The organism is Mobilicoccus massiliensis, from assembly GCF_000826525.2.
In the GTDB taxonomy this organism is placed as follows: Bacteria; Actinomycetota; Actinomycetes; order Actinomycetales; family Dermatophilaceae; genus Mobilicoccus; species Mobilicoccus massiliensis.
Genome location: NZ_LN651324.1, coordinates 24,505 through 44,461, shown reverse-complemented (window position 1 = coordinate 44,461; position 19,957 = coordinate 24,505). Strand labels below are relative to the sequence as shown.

Below are 19,957 nucleotides of genomic sequence, written 5' to 3'. Positions count from 1 at the left end.
GGACGGCTGTCTCGGCGCGTAGCTCGATCACTCGCATACCCCCGACCCCTCACGACGACAAGCGTTCTGACGATGGGAACGCGGGCCGAGGGGAGCCGCAGAAGAACCGAGCGTGAGGTGAGCCTTCGCGCCGACCGGGGGTGACGACATGGAGATGGCGCGTCGCTGTCGGGACCTCGCGGCCGGCGCTCGTGGACGCGGACGCCCGATCGGACGATCGCTGTCGGGCCTGGTCACCTGCTTCCGTCTCCAGCGCGCCGCCGATGTCCTCCTCGTTGCGCTCGGCGTCTACAGCGTGTGGCTTCCGATCATGGGACGCCTCGTGCACCCGTACGTCACGACCGGATTTCGCGTGACGCTCCTCGCGCTCGGGATCCTCCTTCTCGCCCGATCGCCGCGCCGCGGGGCCCTCCCGGCGGTGCTCCTCGTCGCGATGCTCCTCACCTGGTGGGCCACGACGCCGCAGTGGAGTGAGTGGGCTCCGAGATCCTCGTTCGTGCACCTCAGGCAACGGATCGTCGTCGCGAACATCCTCACCACCGCCGCCTGCCTGCTGCTCGCCGGCGGGCGGTGGTCGGGCGCGAGAGCGATCCGGCGCATGTGGGTCGGGATCGTGGTCACGACGGTGCCGGTCGGCGTCTGGGAGGTGTTGACGCATCGTCACCTCGTGGCGTCGGAGTTCTGGCGTGCTCCCCCGCTGTCCCCGGCGGCGACGTTCGGCAACCCCAACAACTTCGCGATCGTGCTGTCGGTCGGATTCGGGTTGTCGCTCGTTGCGGCGACCGAGCGTCTCTCGCGCCTCCACCGTGTCGCGTGGCTGACGCTCGCCGCCACGTGCCTGGGCCTGACCTGGTTGACGTTCAGCCGCGCGGCGCTCCTCGCCTGTGTCGTCGGTGCCGTCGTCGCGGCCGGACTCTGGCTGCATCGCCGTCGCCTGCGTCCCCTGTCGGTCGCGCGTCGACGCCCGTGGTTCGCCGCGGGTCTCGGCCTGGGCGCTGCCGCGCTCGTGGTCGCCCACGCCACCATCCCTGCGGTCGCGGCCGCCAACCCCGTGTACCGGCTGATCGCCCCCGGCGACGAGGTCACCGCCCGCTCGGATTCACTCCGAATCGAACTCGTGCGCATCGGCCTTCGCTACTGGCGTGAGAGCCCGTGGTTCGGCATCGGCACCGGCCGCTACCAGATCCTGCTCGAGAAGCAGTCGCCGAAGACGCCGGTCCTGTCGATGCACAACGGCCTCGCCGAGATGCTCGTCGAGTACGGGCTGGTCGTGGCTGTGCCGTTGGCGGCGCTGCTGGCGTTGCTCACGTGGCGGGCGGTCGTGCCGCGGTCGAGTCGCCGACGCACCGATGGTCTCGAGTCGCCCCTGCGGTCGTCCCACTCCCGCCGGGGTGTTCGCGCAACCGACGCCACGACCTTCGGCCGCCCTGCCCGACTCGATCTCGTCGGAGCCCGGGCGAGCGCGACGATCTACCTCCTCGGGTTCGTCACCGCCGGCGGCGTCGTCAGTTCGTCCGTGCCGTGGACCGTGTGGTGGCTGCTGCTCGCCTCGGCCGCGGCCACGCTGTGGTGGGTCGGGTCGGAGAGCCGGCCTGTCACGGCACCCCCTGAGCATGTTCATGGGGAGCCCGTCGAAATCCCTCGCGACATCCTCGACGCCCTCGACCGTCAGGCCGTCGCAGCGGCGACCGCGCGCGACGCGGCGACTCGCGAAGCCGAACGCGCTTCCCTGCGATAGCCGCACCGACAGCTACCTGTCATCGTCCTACCCGCAGCCCGAGAAACCCGCGCGCGCCGAGCGTTGCGAGCACCACGCTGCAGATCCCCCCGACGGCCACCGGCGCGACGTCGATCACGCGCGCGCCCAGACCGACGGCGAGAATCGCCCCGGCGAGGAGGAGATACCCACGAATCTCCGCGGCCCAGCGCAGCATTCCGCTGCCCGCAAGACCGAGGGTCCAGTGGATGAAGTACAGGCAGATCGCGACACCGGCCGCGGAGTAGCAGGCCACACCCCACATCGGGCCGCCCCAGACGAGCCCGACCGCCAGTGCCGCGAGCCGCAGCCCGGCCTCGACGACAGAGACGACGAGCAACCGCCCCAGCCGGCGCCGCACGGTCGCGTACGTGCTCAGCGGGGAGGAGACGAAGCTCACGGCGAGCCACGGCGCGAGCAGGGCGGCGACGACGCCGGCCTCCCGCCAGCGCCCCATCGGAGGGAGCAGCACGAACAGCTCCGGGCCCACGAGCATCACGGCCCCGAAGAACACGGTCGAGACGTACGTGAGCGCCGTGGCGGTGCGATGCAGCGAGGGCGCGGATTCCAGTCCGGCGCGTTCCATCCCGGCCATCCGTGGCAGCAGCACGCCGGCGACGGCCTGGGCCAACAACGCCGAGGGCGCCGCGAGCACGTAGCTCGCGTAACCGAAGTGGCCGGCGAACGCCCGTCCGTAGAAGGCCGTGACCACCGGAGCGACCCCCGAGGCCGAGATCCCGTTGAGCAGCGCCGGCCACGTGTTGAGCAGGGGGAACTCCCGCCACGTGCGGGCCAGGCCGCGCAGCTCGCGCACGGTCGGCCGCGGCGCACGCGTCGCCGCGTCACCCCGGCTGCCCCGCATCATTCCGAACGCCGACCCGAGCCGCCCGAGCGCGTAACCGACGGTGAGCGTGCCCGGTCCACCGCCCAACAGTCCACCGGCGATCTGTGTGACGACCTGCAACAACGTGCCGCCGATCCCCGCTCGGGCGATGAGGCCGAATCGTTCGTAGCGGCCCTGGGTGAGGCGCTGAATCGTGTACACCGCCATACCGAACGTCACGAGCGGCACGAGCCACAGCGCCGGCCCGACGAGTTCGGTGGCGCGGGCTCCGAAGAGCCACGTGGCGATGCCCGCGAGCGCGAGCAGCACGGTGCTGCCGATCGAGGCGAGCGTGAGGCAGAGCACGGTGAGTCCGCGGGCCTCCTCGTCGGTGTCGGCGAGGGGGACGGCCATCTCGTAGCGGCCGGTGACGACGATCGCGAGCAACCCACCGAGTGCGGTTGCGGTGTAGAAGGCGCCGAATTGCGCTGGGGTGTAGAGCGCTCCGAGGACGACCTGCGCGACGAGGAGGATGACCTGCGAGCCGGCGGCGCCGACGCTGAGGTTGGTCACCTGGCGGGCGGCGGAGCCGAAGCCCAGCCGGTTCCACCATTCGTCGAGCCTGCTCACCCGTCGAATCGTACGGGCCGGGCGCTCCGGTTCACGTGAGCGATGCCTGGACACCCCTCTTGAACGCACGTTCGCCGCCGATAGGAGAGAGGAGCCGGGGCGTCCCGGCCTCGCCCGCGGGAACGGATTCCCGCGCCCGACATCTCACGGAAGAGCGCCATGAGCATCGCCAGCCTTCGACGCGTCGTCGCAGCGTCCTGCGTGGCCGCCGCGAGCGCGCTCGTTCTCGCCCCGCCGGCCCTCGGCGGGATTCCGCCCGTTCGCGCGGTGACCGCAGCAACGACCACGGCGGCGGCCGCCCCGGCCCGCGTCACCGTCGCGGCCACGTCGCAGGACTCGGCGCGTCTCGCGCCGGCCCGCGCGGTGCTGGCCTCGCGCAAAGCCCTGACGGTGGTCGTGCTCGGCGACTCCGTGGGCAACGACCCCGGCGAGTGGGTCTCGATGTGGGCCGGCAACCTCGCGAGCGACCGCTACGTGTTCGTGCGGCACTTCGACTGGCAGAAGCAGCGATACGTGGCCGACGCCGAGGTCTTTCCGCCCACGGGCGAGCCGAGCGCGGAGCCGATCACGATCTGGAACTTCGGCTGGCCGGGCGGCACGCCGCAGCGGGCACTCGATCACCTCACGCTCGGCGTGCCCAAGAAGCCCGACCTGGCGATCGTCTCGTTCGGGCACAACGTGTCCCCGGGAAACGTGCAACCGCAGTACGCCGCGCTGCACGCCGGCCTTCGTGCCAAGTTCGGGGCGGTCCCGACCGTGACGACGCTCGCGCACATGACCCCGACCGCGCGGGCCGGCCAGGCTCAGGGGCGCGTGCTGTTGCTGCAGTGGCTGCGGGCACGGGGGCTGGGATTCATCGACGAACGGGGGGTGTTCGACGACCTGGCCGATCCCGACGACGCGTTCTGGGATGCGGTGCACCCCAACGTCATCGGCTATCGCCGCATCGCCGAGCTCGTCACCGCCGGGCTCTCACCCGCACCGAAACGCGCGGTGACCTGCGCACGGCCGTCGGTCGCCCTCGCTCGCGTCGTCCCTGGGCGAATCGTGACGACGACGTCCACCCGGTCGGTGCGGCACTCGACGCCTCTGCGCGCGACCGACACGTGCGGCCGGCCACTCGCCCACGCGTGGGTGCGGCTCACGGTCATCCCGGCGACCAAGGGCGCCCGCGCGACGACGATCTCCACCCAGACCGACCGTCACGGCCGCGCCACCGTCGACACCGTGCTCCCCCGCCGCGTGAGCGGGAGCCTCACGGGCACCATCACCGACGGCACGACGACCATCCAAGTTCCGCCGTTGGCACTGCGCGGTCGCTGACGTCAGGCCGGAAACGGCGGCTGTCTCGGCGGCATTGGATGCGCGTGTCGGGGCGGTCGCGGGCGCGGGAACCGGGCGAGGTCGGGCACCCCATTTAGCCTGGGCTCGTGCCCTCTTCGCCCCTCTCGTCGTCTCCTCGGGCGGGCGTCGCACGGCTACTCCCCTGGGTGGCGTTGCTGGCCGCGAGCACGTTCCTTCTCGCGCTGGCGATGAGGCTCGGCGGGGGCGTCGCGGGCACCGATCAGTTCTGGTACGCCGGGGATCTGCTCATGACGGCCGAGACCGGTCGGGTGGTGAGCAACCACGTCTATCCGCTCTTCGCGGCGACCGCGCCACCGGGAACCCTGCCGCCGCGGATGCACGACACCCCTGTCACGCACCTCGCGTCGTGGGTGTTCGGTCTGTTCGGCGGCGGGGATCCCGGAGCCGCGTGGATCGCCGTCGACCTTGCGCTCGTGGTCGCGGCGGCGGTCATCGTGGTGCTGACCTCCCGCATCGTGGGCGGGAGCGGCGGCTGGGGCGCGGCGGCGTTCCTGCTCTTTCCGACGACGACGTGGGCCGTGCTGTCGCCGGTGGCCGAGGCGAGTCTCGCGTTCGGGGTCGCAGTGCTCGTGGGTGCGGTGGTCGCCGCGGAACGCTCCGGGCGGGCGGAGTGGTGGCTCGTCAGCGGGGTGACCGCGGGGATGCTCGTGTGGTCGCGGTCGAACTTCGTGCTCCTGCTGCTCGCGTGGTTCCTCTGGCTCGGATGGGCGTGGCGGGGGCGCCGCGTCTCCGCACGTGTCGCCGGGGCATCGGCGCTGGTCGCCGTGGGCATCGCCGTCGGGCACGCGGCGCTCACCGAGCCGTATCCCAACGCCGGTCTCGCGGCAACGCTCATGGTGGGGGCGAAGGGTGCGTCGTCGAACATGGACTTCTACTTCGTGCCGGTCGCCTTCGACGCCGGCGCGTTCGCCGAGAAACTCACCCGCGGCGTGTGGCGGGCGCTGACTCCGCGCACCCCCACGGAGCTCAGCGCCGTACTGCCCGTCGTCGTCGCGTGCGTCGCGGGATTCGTGGCGCTGGGGCGGCGAGCCGGGCGAGACCCCGCGCGATCGGCGTTGGTGTTCTTCGGCGCCGCGCTGCTCGTCACCTACGTCGCGACGTGCGGACTCTTCCAGCCCCAGACCCGCTACCTGTACGCGGCCGCTCCCGTCGCGGCGATGCTCCTCGATGTCGCGGTGAGCCGAGTGTGGCGGGTGCGTCGTGGGCGCCTGCTGCTCCGCACGCTCGTCGCCGCCGCATCGGCGCTGGTCGTCGTGGCCGGCGTGACGCGAGCGACCACCGTCGCCGACACCCTGCGCGTCGCGAACGCGCGCGCGGCAGCGGACACCCAGCAACTGCGCGCGGCCCTCGAGCCCACCCTCGCGACCGGCGGTCCCGTGATGGCCCTCGCTCCCGGCAATGCGTCGGACATCGCCGTCGCCTACTCCGCCCTCCCTCACCCGGTGATCTCCGTCGACCCCAAGCTCCTCGCTCCCGCGGAGGCCGCCCGCCTCGCGCGGGAGTGGCGGGTGACGTCCGTCGTCGGACGGCCCGCCGACGCGGCTTACGTTGGCTCCGCGTTCCCGTCCGCGACGCCCCTGCCCACAGCGCGCAGCCGTGTGATCTGGGCCGTCACCGCCTCCGCCGTTCGACGCTCGGGCTAGCGCCGACGACCGCAACATCGGTCATCACGGTCACCCGTTCCGGACGGATGATCGAATTGCATTGGCCCTCAACGTCTTTGATACTCGAGGTGCGTCCTCGAACACTCATCGAGGCGCCAGAAGGGCCCGGGGAGAGGGCTCTTCGACACTCGCGCTCGGGCCGCGCGGAATCGAGGCGGCCGGGCACCCTGGAGGGGAATCCATGACTGCTTCTCGTACCCGCCGATTCGCCGCTGCCGGTGGCACGGTCGTTCTCACCGCTGTGGGCCTCGTGGCTCCGAGCATGTCGGCGCAGGCCGCGCCGGGCCTGTCGGTCGAGCCGTCCGCACCGGTCGCGGGCAAGGCGTTCACCGTGTCTGCCACCGGTCTCGAGGCGAACGCGTCCTATCGCGTGGCGCTGACGAGCTCGGGTGTGCAGGACAAGGCCGATCAGTCCGAGGCGAACTCGTGCCGTACGGCGACCTCGGTCACGGGCACCACGCTCACCTGTGAGATCACCGAGAACACCGGCGGCGCCTACGAGCTCAAGCTCCTCACGGCCGACGGCACGACGGTCATCGCCCAGACGGCCAAGGTGAGTTCGGTCGTCTCGATCCCGACCTCGGCACGCCCGGAGGCGACCGACGGCGCGGGCACGGCCAACGACGCGATCACGCTGACCAAGGTCGGTCACGTGACGTGGTCGATCGACGGCACGGCCGTGACGTTCGACGCCAACCAGACCACGAAGGACGTCAAGGTCACCCCGAGCGACCCGTCCACCGACTACGTCGTCAGCGCGAAGGCCGACGACGGTTACGCCTTCGCCGACGGCTCCACGACGTGGACGCAGACCTACCGCCTCACCTCCGGGGCGTCGGTGCCTGCGTCGCTGCCGACGCCGACCGCGCCGGTCGTCATCGACGAGCCCGGCAAGGCCGATGACGCCATGCGGCTCACGAACGTCCCGAACATCACGTGGAAGGTCAACGGCACTCCCGTGACGTGGGCGGCGGGTGAGACGAGCAAGACGTTCAAGGTGACGCCCGATGCGGACGGCAATGTGACCGTCACCGCTGTCGCCGACGCGGGCCGCTCGTTCGCGGGTGCGCAGACGACGTACGAGTTCGTGTATCCGTACTCGGCCGAGCTCGCCGAGCCGGCTTCGACGCGCGTGGCCGGCGCCGACCGTGTCGCGACGTCGGTGGCCGTGTCGAAGAAGTTCTTCACCGACTCCACCGAGACCGTGTACGTGGCGAACGCGCTGAACTTCCCGGATGCCCTGTCGGCGGGTCCGGCTGCGGCGCGGGCCGGTTCGCCGCTGCTGCAGACGTGGCCGACTGAGGCGCCGCAGAACGTGGTCGACGAGATCAAGCGGCTCAAGCCGGCGACGATCCAGATCGTCGGTGGCGAGAGCGTCGTCTCGGCGAACGTCGCGAAGCAGCTCGGCGCGATCGCGCCGGTGACGCGCCTGCAGGGTGCGGACCGGTACTCGACGGCCGCGGCGGTCGCCGGTAAGTGGGCCGGTGCGTCGACGGTGTACCTTGCGCAGGCCAAGATGTTCCCCGATGCGCTGTCGGCGGGGTCGGCAGCGGCCAAGGAGGGTGCTCCGCTGCTGCTCAGCGACGGGCAGTCCCTCACGCCCGACACGGTGGCGGCGCTCAAGCGGTTGAACCCGGGCAAGGTCGTGTTCGTCGGCGGGACGAGCGTGATGGGCGCCTCGGTGGAGCGTCAGGTCAAGGACGTGCTGCCGAACGCGACCACGGCGCGTTACGCCGGTGCCGACCGCTATGCGACGTCGGCGGCGATCGTCGCGAACGTCACCGGCAAGGGCAACCCGAGTGCGGCGATCCTCGCGTCGGGCCTCAACTTCCCCGACGCGCTCTCAGGTGTCCCCGCCTCGGCCAAGGCCGGCGCGCCGCTCGCGCTGACGGCGCCGAAGTGCCTGCCGGGCAGCGTGAAGACGGAGTTCGACAAGTTGCCGCTCACCGACGTCACCCGCCTCGGTGGTGTCGACGTGCTCGGCGACTTCTCGGTGAAGAAGAGCTGCTGACACACCGCATGCGAGGCGCCGGTGACCGCGTGGTCACCGGCGCCTCGTCGTGGGTCACGCCTTGATGTAGATCCGCCGGGCGTGGAGGACGACGACGAGCAGCGTCCAGGCGAGCAGCGCGGCGACGCAGAGGGGCCAGGCGGCGGCGCCGGGGGCGCCGACGCGAGCCGCGAGCTCCTGCTGCCACAGCTGCGCCCACGACGGACCTCTGACGGGCACGCCCCCGGCGGGACCGGTGCGCAGGAGGATGCTCGTGAGCGCGTGGGAGCCGAAGTAGACGAGCAGGCTGTTGCGGCCGAGCGCGACGAGTGGGTACCGCAGCGCGCGTTCGGCGCGGCCGACGGGTCGTCCGTCGAGGGCGAGATGGAGCATCACGAGCACGGTGACGGTCGCGCCGGCGACGCCGAGGGCGAAGGGCGCGGTCCACAGCCGTTTGAACGCCGGCACGGCAAGTCCGGTGACGAGGGCGCCGACGAGGCAGGCGGCGACGGTGACCCCCGCTGCGACGAGCGTCCGTCGCGCCGGGACGCCGTCGCGGTGGTCGAGCATGATCCGGCCGGCGGCGGCCCCGCAGGCGGCGGAGGAGAGCGCGCCGACGAGCACGACGAGGCCGCTGGGGTCGTGGCCGCGGGCGCCTTCGACGTAGATGTGCGCGGCGCCGAAGACGGCGGCGTCGATGACGCGCGAGGGGTTGCACTCCGGGGTGAGCTCGTGGCCGGGGCACCCCGTGGCCCAGGTGAGGAGCAGCGTCGCCTGGGCGCCCGCGAGGAGCAGGCCCGCGACGAGCCACTGCCACCACATGCGGCAGCCGAGGCGTAGGAGGACGACGCCGCCGACGATGGCGGCGTAGAGCTGCAGCACCCCGGTCGCGTCGAACGTCGACCACTCGATGCGGCCCTGGGCGAGGTGGGCGAGCAGCGCGGTGAACGCGACCCCGGCGAGGAGGAGGACGAGGACGCGGCGGGTCTCACGCACCGGTCGCACGCGCCGGGCGTACGCGATGCCGAGGCCGGCGCCGCTGAGCGTCACGAACACGGGAAAGACGAGGTCGACGGGGTGCACGCCCGCCCATGGGGCGTGTTCGAACCATGCCGGCATGGTGATCCACGCGTTGACGAGCACGCTGACGACGAGCATGAGTCCGCGGGCCACGTCGAGCGCGTCGAGACGGGCGGGCGGAGGCGTCGCGGGCGGCGGGCGACGTTCCATCCCTCCAGGGTGCGGGAGTCCGCGGGCCACGTCGAGCGCGTCGAGACGGGCGGGCGGAGGCGTCGCGGGCGGCGGGCGACGTTCCATCCCTCCAGGGTGCGACGCCGTGGCGGGGTTCGGCGGGAGCCTCGCGGGTGTCGGGCGTTCCGAGGCGAATTCGCGCGCGGGGCGAAGGAATCGGGGCGGGGAGCCGATGGGAGGGCATGCGTGCCCTCACCGTTGCGGCCACGGCCCGTTGCTTCCGGTCTCTCTCCTCGTCGCCGCGCCCCAGGCCCGCGCGGACGACACCTGCTCCACGTTCTACGATCACTTCGAGGTCCGGTCGGTGAACGTCGATCGCCCGGCGGTCACGGTGCGTGGACTCGCATCGACGCCCGTGACCATCACGATGACCACCCGGGCGGTGGTCAACTCCCCCGGGCAGTCGGGGAGATCGCCGTGGGGGTCCATGGCGCTGATGCGAGAGGAGGACCGAGGGACCGGTCTTCAGGTGCCGATGCGCAAGGTCTCCGAGCAGGGGGATCTGGCGACGTGGCAGGGCGTGTTCCAGGCGACCGGTCCGAGCCGGTCGATCACGTTCGACACCGCGGCCGGCCAGGTGGGTGCGTGCACGCCGTACATCCCCACGCATCTGCGGCCGATCACCGTGAAGGCGGTCGGGACGCCGGTTCTGCGGCCGGGCCGGACTGCGCCGGTGGATCTCAGGGCCCGGTCGTACGTCGTCACGGGTCGGGTCGTCACCTCCACGGGTGGGTCGTTCGGGCGGCGGCTGACGGTGAAGATCGGTCGCGGCGCGGAGTGCGACACGGCCGACGCCGGTCGGTCGGTGCGCACCGACTCCTCGGGGCGGTTCTCGGCGACGTTGGCCAACACGCCTGCGGTCGCGCTGGGGGCGCCGGCGGCGCAGCCGCATTGTGTGCGGCTCGTCGGTTCGGGTCGTGACGTCCTGGGGCACCGCGTCGATCTCGCGAAGGCCGCGGTGACGGTGCCGTGGACGTACCGGATGCCCGTCTCGGCGCCGACGGTCGTCAAGCGTGGGTCGAAGGTCGTCGTTCGTTCCAAGGCCCCGCTGAAGGCGTGGAGGCCGGTCTACCTCGAGCGGCTCCACGGTCGCACCGCGTGGCGTCAGGTCGGGTGGGGTCCGGTGCGTGACAGCCTGCGCCTCGATGTGCAGACGACGCCCGACGTGCTCGGCCGGCAGACCTACCGCCTTCGCACCCACGACTCCCGCGCGATGTCGCCCCGGTTCGTCATGACGATGACGCGCTGAGTCCGCTCGCCGCCGCCGGTTTCGGGGCCTGCAGGCGCCGGCCTCCGTCCTCAGAAGGGCGGCGGCCCGGCCGAGCGGTGTTCCCACGGGGTCGGGCGGCGGGTGGGGCGGTGGCGCTGCCGAGGCCGCCCGGTGACGATGGCCGCTGGGTCGAGGAGGTCGGCGAGGTCGGCGTTCGCGTCGCCCGTGGTCGCGGCCCCGCCTGCCGTGACGGTGACGGCTTCGTTCTGCCGGGCGTGCGTGACGCCACACGAGCTGCTGCACCGGCTGTAGAGCGTCAGCGCCTCGTCGATGTCGATCATCGCCACGAGGTCGGCGAACGCCTCCTCGACCGAGAGCCCCGTGGCCGCGGCGACTCGCCGGATGCTGTCGGAATCGACCGGCACCTCCGACCACGCCCGAGCCGACGCGCCGGTCGGGGTTGCGGCGCCGGGCAGTGGGCAGACGTGCCCCGCAGACGTGCTGACGGTTCCGGGCCGGCGAGGGTCGTGGGTGGACGTCCGGGCGTCCGATGCGACGTCGTTCAACGCGACGTCACTCGACGCGGCGTCGTTCAACGCGACGTCGCCCAGCCCGACATCGTTCGACGCGACGTCAGGCCGACCGCCGTCACCCGGCGCGACGTCAGGCCGCGCAGCGTGGCCGGTCCACGCCGCACGCGGCCCGGCATCCCCGGGCGACGTGGGGACCGACGTGGCGCGTCGGGTGAGGTTGGCGCGCATCTGTTCGGGGGTGAGGGGGTCGGGGTCGCGGTAGTCCCACGGTGCGGTGACGTAGGTGCGACCGGTCGGGGTGGTCCAGGTGATGTCGCCGTTGACGCCGGGTTCTCGGTGGGTGTGCCAGGTGCGGCGGGTCTTGTGGTTGTGGCTGCGGCGGTCCTTGGCGGAGACGTTGGACTCGCTCGACGTGCCGCCGAGGGCGTAGTCGATGTCGTGGTCGGTGTCGCACAGCCGGGCGGGGCGGACACGGCCGGGGCCGCGGCTGATGCGGTCGCGGGCCACGATGCGCTCGCGCAGGTGACCGGTGACGGCGTACCCGGCGGTGGAGAGGTCGGCCAGGTGGCCGGTGAGGGGGTCGGTGACCAGCCGCTTCCACGTCGATCCGGCCGCCAGCGCCGCGTCGCGCACGACCTGCGCGCACAACCATTCCTGCCGGCCGGCGCAGTCGAGGGTGCCGGGCTCGTCGGTGGCACCCAGGAGCGCGGACAGCGACACGGTCACGTGTACCTGTGCGGGCGGCAGGTGTCCCGCGAAGGTGTCGTAGGCGGCGAATCGGCTCGGGTCGCTGTTGCGGTCTGCGCCGTCGGAGTCATGGCGGTCGGCGCCCGCGCCGTCGAATCCGGGCAGCGGGAGGGCGGGGCCGGTGGGCAGGTAGCCGTGGAGGATGAGGTCGAGTGTCACGTCGGAGCGCAGCTGCGCGAGGGTGCGCGCGTCGCCTTCGCGCCTCAGCCGGCGGGCGATCTCGTCGACCCGCTCGTGGGCTCCGGCGACCCGGGCGGCGTGGCCGGTGACGCTGAGGGTGCCCATGCCGTTCTCGGCGTCGATCAGGGTGAACGTGGTGCGGCCGGTGATCGCCTGTTCGTGCCGCTCGGCCTGGGTGCTCGACGCCGCGACCTGCCGCGCCAGTCGAGCGGTGAAGACCTGCTGCGGGACGAGCAGTCCACCGACGCCGTCGGCGCTGCGCGCGAGGTAGGGCGCGACGAGCTTGTCGACGAGCCGCGGCACGTCCTCGGCGGGGACGAACGACGCACGACCGAACGTCTGCACGGCCCGCGCCCATGACAGCTCTCCCCGCGCGAGCGCGTCGCGGATCGGCGCGGCCCGTTCGGGATCCTCGACGATCATCGAGATGCGTGACCGTGCCGCCCGGCCGGAGACGCCCGTGGCCAGCGCGATCTCGTCGTCGAGGCAGGCCCGCGCCTCTGCGACCCAGAGGTTGCGCTCACGCGTGGTCCAGTTCGGCTGCCGCTGTTCGAGGGAGGCCAGCGTGCGCTCCTCACGGGCCGTCACGAGATGCTCGGTGAGCGACAGCGCCCGCGCGTCGATCCACGCACTCAGCCGCTCGAGGCGCGCGAGCTCGGAGAGGGTCTCGTCCTCGGACAGCTGCGCGAACGTCGCCGGATCGATCTGCTCACCCACACCCCACTCGGCCGGAGGCTCCAGCACCGCGACCCGCTCGGCGGCACCCACCGCTTGCGTCACAGGGCTCACCTCCGAACCGATCGCTGTGCTCGACGACGTAGGACGATCGTACCACTTGCGCTACCTTCATGGCTGTTCATTCCACAGACAATCGCTCGCCTGTTCGAGGCTTGAGAAACCGATCGGAAGGCGTGACGATCTCGAACAACCCCGGCTCCCGCAACACCCAGGACGGCGCCGACAGGAACACCGGGACGTCCTCGTCCTTGTCGCGCAGCGAGCGCTCGGGAGCATCGCCGTGATTGGCCGCCTCCGCAGCCGCAGGACGAGGCCCGACCCACACCCCGCGCACCCGCACGGCAGCCGATGACGCAGCGCTCTCCGGGCCGCAGCCGGTGGCGAGCCCTGAGATGCCGCCGCACGAACGCCCGACCGGGCCCACCGCCGGTCCGGGCTCACACCACCCGACGCACCCCGGGAATCCGACCTCCGATGAGCGCCGCCGCATACGCCCCCACGAACACAACGACACACCGGGCGACGAGCTGTTCGGGCGTCGACGCCACCGCTCCCCCACCCAGCCACGGCATCCGTTCGACGACGTACAGCACGAGCTGGTGTACCGCGAACACTCCGAGCGTCGCGGCGCCGAACGCCCGGCCGAGGCGCGCCATCCGTGGACGGGCGAACAGCGCCCCCGCGGCCCCGGGGCGGATGATCCACCGGGACAGGTACATCGCCGAGCACGCCGCCACGGCGACAGCGGGGTGGAAGTAGGACTCCGCCGGCTGGTAGTGCTCGAGCACCGCCCCCACCCCGGCCGGCTGCCGCCACTGCCACACGACCCACGCGGACCCGCCGGCGAATCCGACGATCGACGCCACGCCTACCCACGCCCGCAGTCGCGCCCGCCGAACCGCGTACCCGAGCAGGTAATACCCGAGGTAGGGCACCCACCAGGTGACGGCGGTCCGCACCCACGCCTCGCTCTCGGGCGCGACGGGAACGATCGCCATCGCCGCCGCCGGCATCGCGGCGAGCACGACCCCCGCGGCGCCGACCTCCCGCGTCCCCACCGACGCCACCCACGGCACGAGCAGCGGCGTCAACAGGGCGAGTCCGAGGACGATCCAGAAGAAGTACAAGGCCGTGTAGAGCTTGCCCACGAGCGCCGCCTGCAGGAGTTCCGACGGCGCGAACCGGCCGGTGAGCCGCACGACGACCCCGGCGTACACCACATGCCACACCACCAGCGCCGGCACGAGCCGCAGCGCCCGCCTGCGCAGGAACGCCCCCGTCCCCGAGAACCGGCCCGGGTCGAGCAGCATCGCCCCACTCGCCATGACGAACGCCGGCACCGACCACCGCGACACGAAATCGAGCAGCAGAGCGAGCCGCCCCACATCCGACCCGTCGCCGTGATGCGCCACCGCGGTGAGCCCGTTGACGTGGATGAGCACGACCCCCGCGATCGAGACGACCCGGAACCACCCGAGCCAGGCGAGGGACTCCCGCGGCGCAGAGGCGTCAGCCTTCAGTTGAGCCCTCTCGCCACATCTCTCCATTTGGCGCAAGCATAACCCCCTCCGCGACGATCGAGCCACGCCTGACGGGCACGTCTGAGCACCTCAGCGGGCACGCGGGCCAGACGGAAGAAGGCAGTGGTGAGAAATTCAGCAGGCCCGCATGAAGTCATGAGCGCGACGATTAGAGATCCTTCTACACCCCGCGCAGGGAGGAGAAAAGCGGACCATTAGGATCGAACCAATTCGCGGACATCACCCCTGAAAACCAGGAAACAGGTTGGCATTTCCCGGCTCTTCCCAATCAACGGTGTAGTTGCTGCTTGAAGCCGCCGGTCTCGAGGAGGCTGCGGGCGATGTAGTGGGTGAGGTTGCGAAAGCCCAACGCGATGCCGCGTAGGTGCTCGAGTCGTCCGTTGATGGCCTCGGTTGGGCCGTTGGACGTGCCGGGACGGTCGAAGTAGGCCAGCACGTCCGCGGCGCGCTTGTTCAGTGTCCGGCCCAGTCGAGCGACCTCGGCAAGACCGGCCGGAACACCACGGGCCACGGAGGCGATCAGCGCGCTCATGGTGGCCTTCCCGGCAGTGCGGTCGGGGTCGCGGTAGGCGGCGATCATGCGCTGGTAGACGCTCCAGGTGACCTCGACCGCGACATGACGCTCATCGGCGAACAAGTCAGCCAGCCGGACCTTCTGGCGGTCGGTGAGCAGGTCGGCGCCGGTGTGCAGAGTGCGTCGGGCCCTGTACAGCGGGTCACCGGCGCGGCCCCGTCGGCCGAAGATGTCCTGCTGAGCGCGTTGTCGGCATTCGTCCAAGGCGTCGGCGGCCAGGTGGATCACGTGGAAGGGATCCATCACGGCCGTGACGTGCGGGATCTCCTCGACCACGGCCGTCTTGAACCCGGTGAACCCATCCATCGCGACGACCTCGACCTGTTCCCGCCACGCCTCGTCGCGGCTGGCGAGCCACGTCTTGAAGGCGGCCTTGGAACGCCCTTCAATCATGTCCAACAGCCGCGCAGAACCGGTCCCATCCCGCACACCGGTGAGGTCGATGATGACGGTCACGTACTTGTCCCCGCGGCGAGTGTGACGCCAGACGTGTTCGTCCACGCCGAGCACCTTGACGCCATCGAAACGGGTGTTATCGCTGATCAGGCGCCTGCGTCCTTCGTCCAGGACGGCGGTGTTGGCGGTGTCCCACGCCACCCCGAGCGCTTGCGCTATGCGACTCATCGACAGGTGTGCCACCACGAGTCCTTCGAGCGCCCAGGCCAGAGCTGTCTTGGTGAGCTTGCACCGTGGCGCTGCCGCGGCGTTGATGTCTTGGCGCCACACGTGCCCGCAGCCAGTGCAGCGGTAGCGACGCAGCCGGACCTGCAGAATCGTCGGGCGCCATCCCAGCGGAGCATGGGCCAGTTCCCGCACCGCGCAGTCGCGCACGCGCCCTTCGCAACCGCACCGTCGGCACCAGCGGTCATCGGCGACGACGCGGCAGGCCAGCACTGCCTTGTGCGGAAACAAGCACTGACCGACTGCTTGTAGGCCCAGGTCATCCAGGCCGGTGAAGGTGGTCAGGTCGGGGTCGCTGAAGGTAGCGTCGAACACGTCGAGGTCTTTCGGATGGCTGTGTGAGAACTTCCATCCTCGGAAGACCTCGACGCCTATCCCGGCAGCGACGCGCCCACCCCGGCCCGCTCAGGTGAACACGGCACCTACACCCTCGTCTGGGAAGAGCCCATTTCCCAGCCGAAAGAAGCCCATTGTCAGCTCCCCCAGTTGCTCCGGGGACAAACACACTTTAATGTCGTGGCTCGCAGTCTTCCAGGGCTTGTCATAGAATATGAACTGGTCTGGCGTGACCACGACGGAGCTATGGGCGAGTGAGTTCCTGATGCGCACAAGGACGTTTGGCCAGCTCTTCTCGTAACGCCGATCCTCGGGATCACGAGGAAGAGGGGGGAGCTTCGCAAACTCAACCTTGCTGATGTCAAGACCTGGCTCCCATTGGGCCACCATTTCAGTGAAGACGCCCTCCCTTGGGTACACCAGCGTCATGTACGCCATCTGAAGAAAAACCGTTGCGTTCGGATATGAAATCGCAGATGAATAGCCGTCACTTACCTCGACCCTAGTCATCAGGTCATCTATTTCCTTCGAGTCCTTGCGAGCATTATCCAGCGCTACCAGCAGCCTTGCGATGTGCAGAGCCCCGCGGCAGTCCTGGAACATGTCATGCTGCAACTTCGTCGAATAATTCACTGACGTTCACCGATCCAATCAGTACGGGCGTCCATGAAGCACCGCTCAGCGCGGCACAGCTTCGCTTACCGCAGTTGTATGAGCAGCGGGCCGGGACCTCTCGATCCCGACCCGCTGCGTGTTGTTCGTACCTAGGCGCTCAGACCGCCGTCACGAGGTGTGTCACTTGGCGATTGCTGCATTCGCTGCCGCGATCGTCTCCGTGGAGATCACGCCACCGAGTCCGACTGCGATGACCGGGACGTCGAAGGCAGCCTTGTTCTGCGACAGCAGATCCTTGGTCGTGCCCGGGAGCGACGTCGAGTCGGTCAGCGCGATGATGCGGGACTCCTTGGCCGCCAGCGGGCCGGCAGCCAGGGCGTCCGCCCAAGCGCCGCGAGCGAGCGTGGAAGCCATGTTCCCGTTGATCGAACCACCATTCGCAAGAATCGGGTTCGTCTTGACGGCCTGGAAGTTCAGACCCGGGAACTTGTTCGTCGACGAGGCGACGTCGCTCGCCAGCGCGAACTCCGCCACAGCCTTGGCCGTGCCCCAGCGGTCGGCACCGGCGAGACGGTTGGTGTATGCGCCAAGGTTGTCGGCCTCACCCATCAACGAGTCGGGCAGAACGCCCGCACCGCCGATGAAGATTGCACGCTGAACGTCCAGAGTCTGGAGCTGCGTCTTGGCGTTCACGTTGAGGGAGTCACCCGCCGTCAGAATCACGGGGAGCGGGAACTTCGTGACCGTCGAACCTGTCTTGCTGACAAGCGGTCCCGCAGCGAGAGCGTCCCAGGGCGCCATTCCGTTGACGACCATCGCCGTCTTGGCGTACGGCTTGCCGAACTCCGGGATCGTCTGACCGATAGGGTTGACGCTCGTCGCACCGGCGTACTCGTTGACCTTGCGGTTGGTCTGGAAGCGGTCGCTCCCGGCCAGACGCGTGACGGTCAGCTTGGCGTCGAGCGGGACGACCTTGCGGCTGTCACCCTGGGCCGTCTGGTCCGTCGGGCCACCGGGCACGGGCTCGGTGGTCGTGACGTTCGAGGTCGTGTCGGCCGGGGTGAAGGTGTACGTGTCATCGGCGCTCACCGTGCTCGAGCCACCCGCGACCGTCACCGTGCTGGTCTGCGTGGAGCCGTCAGGTCGCGTGAACGTCACTGTCGCGGTGTTGCCGCTGTAGCCGGTGACGGCGTAGCCGGCAGACGAGGTGGTGATGTTCGTGGCGTTGCCGTTGACATCCCGAGCCACAGTAAGCACGAGAGCGCCCGGCGCCGAGGCCTGGTTGGTGTAGGCGAGCTGGGGGCTCAGGGTGGCACTCACACCACCAGCGGTAGCGGTAGTCGGCAGCGAGCCGTTGTGCACGGTGCGCGTGACCTGCTGCGTCTGCTCCTTGGCCTGAACGTCGTAGGACTGCAGCGACTTGAGCTGGTCCTCCACCGTCTTGCTGACAGAACCGTTGCCACCGACGATGAAGATGTTCTTCGCGCCGTAGGTCTTGAGGAACTCGATATCCGTCTGCGGGAGCGAACCCGCACGCGTCAGGATGAGCTGAGCGTCCTTCGTCGCGGCGAGGTAGCCGGACGACAGTGCGTCAGCGAAACCCTCACCGGAGGCGATGACGACGTTGTCGCTCTCGCCACGCGGACCGTTCGAGTCGGTACCCAGCGCCTGCTCGGCGATCTTCACGGCCGTCTGGTAGCGGTCCTGCCCACCGAGGCGGGTCGGCAGCGAAGAGGCCGTACCACTGGTGATCGTCTGGTTGACGGCACCCTCGATGTCGAGCTGGTGGCGGTCGGCGCTGGAGCCGCCGAGCGGCGTTGTAGGAGCGTCGAGCCCCCCGGCAGCGGCGAGCGTGTACGTGAGCGATGCCGCCGCCTCAGGAGCCTTCACCTGAACGCCACTGAACACGACCTTGCGGGCGCCTGCCAGCGCGTCCACGGTGAGAGTGGGGCTGGTGGCGTTGATCGTGCTGGTGCCCAGCACCTTGCCGGCGCTGTCCATCTGCGTGACCGTCACGGTGCCGGCGAACGGCACGGCCACCGGCTGACCGTTCGTGTTCTGACCCGCGAGGGTGACGGTGACCGCCTGACCAGTGGTGAAGTCCTTGGTGCCGGTAACCGAGATCGGTCCCACGTTCTGCTGCGAGCCGTCGGCAACAACGCTGGCGTTCTCGACAGCCATGGCGGCCTGGCTCACCATGGCCGGGTAGGTCACATTGCGGGCCGAACTAGCGTCCCCATAGAACGTGGGGGCCGTTGTCCCGTTGCCGGACCCATTGGTGAAGCTCGCGGTCAGAGGGACAGCCCCACTCACATTGGTGCCGACATCAACCTTGGCGCCGGTCAGCGTGCCGATGAACTTCGCGGTGTTCGACGCGGGGTCAGAGTCGTTGGTGAACGTGATGCGGATCGTGTCGCTGAACGACGCCGTCCCGGTGCCCTTCTTGACCATGGAAACACCGAACTGAGGCGTCCGCGCCGTGGTCGTGGTCGTGCCGTCGGGAGCGTACTTCGTGAGGGTCCCGCCCTCGGTCGAGCCGGCAGCCGTCGCAGACGACTGCTCGGCGCCCGCGGTGTACGTGGGGCTGTAGTCGGCGACGTGGGTCTTGAAGTTGTAGGCCTGCTGATCGAACGTGACCGCGCCCGGACTGGTGAACGAGACCCGGTCCGCGACCACGCCGGGGGTCAAGCTGCCAATCTGAAGATCGAGCGTGTCGCCCGCCTGCCAGGTGGCAGGGAGCACGAACTTGACGTCACCGATCTCGCCGTTGCCTCCGGGCGTCAACGCGGTGGCTCCCTGGGTGCCGGGCTTGGTCGTGTCCTTGTCGACGAGACCGATGCTGGCGGCGCCAGCATCGTCCGAGGAGTCGACCGTCTGGGCGCCGGGGGTGACCGGGTCACCATCCGTAGGGAGCGCGTTCCACGCGAAGGCCGCAGGGCCGAACGACGTCATGACGAGCGCGGTCGCGCCGGCGAGGGCGATTCCGCGGTAGCGCAGCTTGGCTGCAGAGCTCACTGTTGCCTCCTGAAGGCTGGTTCGTACGAACTCGGGTGGTGGCCAGATCGGATCCCCGGGGCCTACTTCCCCCAGGCCCACCGGATTCCGATGGTGACCCGCCGTATTAATGGTTACACCAACTTGTTCATCGCTCAAGCCTCATGGGGGTTACAGGTCATTCTCGAACCGTTCCCAGACACTCCGCTTGACCACGCCTTCCGGGGTGCGCATGGTCGGCAGCATGCGGCCCGACCTGAGGATCATCAAAGTGACACAACTCATACGAATGCGCTCCGATTCTTGTCCGCAACGACGCCTGCAAGCAC

Annotated in this window: 13 protein-coding genes; 5 read left to right on the top strand and 8 right to left on the bottom strand. The window is 70.1% G+C overall.

Going from position 1 to position 19,957, the window contains the following annotated elements:
• Positions 1-148 precede the first annotated feature (148 nt).
• Complete coding sequence (locus tag BN1197_RS01225; protein ID WP_040155467.1) at positions 149-1,738, top strand: O-antigen ligase family protein; 1,590 nt, start codon at positions 149-151, stop codon at positions 1,736-1,738.
• Between the two features lie 19 nt (positions 1,739-1,757).
• Here BN1197_RS01225 and BN1197_RS01220 read toward each other — a convergent pair whose 3' ends face one another.
• Entirely contained in the window at positions 1,758-3,209 is a 1,452-nt protein-coding gene (locus BN1197_RS01220; RefSeq protein ID WP_040155465.1) for a lipopolysaccharide biosynthesis protein, read from the bottom strand.
• A 159-nt stretch (positions 3,210-3,368) separates the two neighbouring features.
• On the opposite strand from BN1197_RS01220, the gene BN1197_RS01215 reads away from it, so the two are divergent.
• The 3 genes from BN1197_RS01215 (at position 3,369) to BN1197_RS01205 (ending at position 8,249) form a co-directional block, all read left to right on the top strand.
• Entirely contained in the window at positions 3,369-4,532 is a 1,164-nt protein-coding gene (locus tag BN1197_RS01215) for an SGNH/GDSL hydrolase family protein (protein WP_052465828.1), read from the top strand.
• Between the two features lie 107 nt (positions 4,533-4,639).
• Positions 4,640-6,217, top strand: coding sequence for a hypothetical protein (locus BN1197_RS01210; RefSeq protein ID WP_141397164.1), 1,578 nt, complete (start codon positions 4,640-4,642; stop codon positions 6,215-6,217).
• A 202-nt stretch (positions 6,218-6,419) separates the two neighbouring features.
• Positions 6,420-8,249, top strand: a complete 1,830-nt coding sequence (locus BN1197_RS01205) for a cell wall-binding repeat-containing protein (RefSeq protein ID WP_082043513.1) — start codon at positions 6,420-6,422, stop codon at positions 8,247-8,249.
• A gap of 54 nt (positions 8,250-8,303) precedes the next feature.
• On the opposite strand, the gene BN1197_RS17210 is transcribed toward BN1197_RS01205, so the two are convergent.
• A complete protein-coding gene (locus BN1197_RS17210; protein ID WP_187122582.1) occupies positions 8,304-9,545 on the bottom strand; it encodes a heparan-alpha-glucosaminide N-acetyltransferase domain-containing protein in 1,242 nt (413 codons plus the stop codon).
• 219 nt (positions 9,546-9,764) lie between these two features.
• Complete coding sequence (locus BN1197_RS17205; protein WP_176489687.1) at positions 9,765-9,908, bottom strand: hypothetical protein; 144 nt, start codon at positions 9,906-9,908, stop codon at positions 9,765-9,767.
• 46 nt (positions 9,909-9,954) lie between these two features.
• Here BN1197_RS17205 and BN1197_RS01195 point away from each other — a divergent pair, with 46 nt between their 5' ends.
• Positions 9,955-10,728, top strand: coding sequence for a hypothetical protein (locus BN1197_RS01195; RefSeq protein WP_141397163.1), 774 nt, complete (start codon positions 9,955-9,957; stop codon positions 10,726-10,728).
• Positions 10,729-10,778: 50 nt separating this feature from the next.
• Here BN1197_RS01195 and BN1197_RS01190 read toward each other — a convergent pair whose 3' ends face one another.
• The 5 genes from BN1197_RS01190 to BN1197_RS01170 all read right to left on the bottom strand — a co-directional run bounded on the left by BN1197_RS01190 (position 10,779) and on the right by BN1197_RS01170 (position 19,787).
• Entirely contained in the window at positions 10,779-12,929 is a 2,151-nt protein-coding gene (locus tag BN1197_RS01190; protein ID WP_141397162.1) for a coiled-coil domain-containing protein, read from the bottom strand.
• Positions 12,930-13,324: 395 nt separating this feature from the next.
• On the bottom strand, positions 13,325-14,434 hold the full coding sequence (locus BN1197_RS01185) for an acyltransferase (RefSeq protein ID WP_040155456.1): 1,110 nt from the start codon (positions 14,432-14,434) through the stop codon (positions 13,325-13,327).
• A 262-nt stretch (positions 14,435-14,696) separates the two neighbouring features.
• Positions 14,697-15,998: an ISL3 family transposase gene (locus tag BN1197_RS01180; RefSeq protein WP_040155307.1), complete on the bottom strand. Its 1,302-nt coding sequence runs from the start codon at positions 15,996-15,998 to the stop codon at positions 14,697-14,699.
• A gap of 90 nt (positions 15,999-16,088) precedes the next feature.
• Complete coding sequence (locus BN1197_RS01175) at positions 16,089-16,622, bottom strand: hypothetical protein (protein WP_040155455.1); 534 nt, start codon at positions 16,620-16,622, stop codon at positions 16,089-16,091.
• A gap of 192 nt (positions 16,623-16,814) precedes the next feature.
• Positions 16,815-19,787 (bottom strand): cell wall-binding repeat-containing protein, encoded by a 2,973-nt coding sequence (locus tag BN1197_RS01170; RefSeq protein ID WP_176489686.1) that lies wholly within the window; start codon positions 19,785-19,787, stop codon positions 16,815-16,817.
• Positions 19,788-19,957 lie beyond the last annotated feature (170 nt).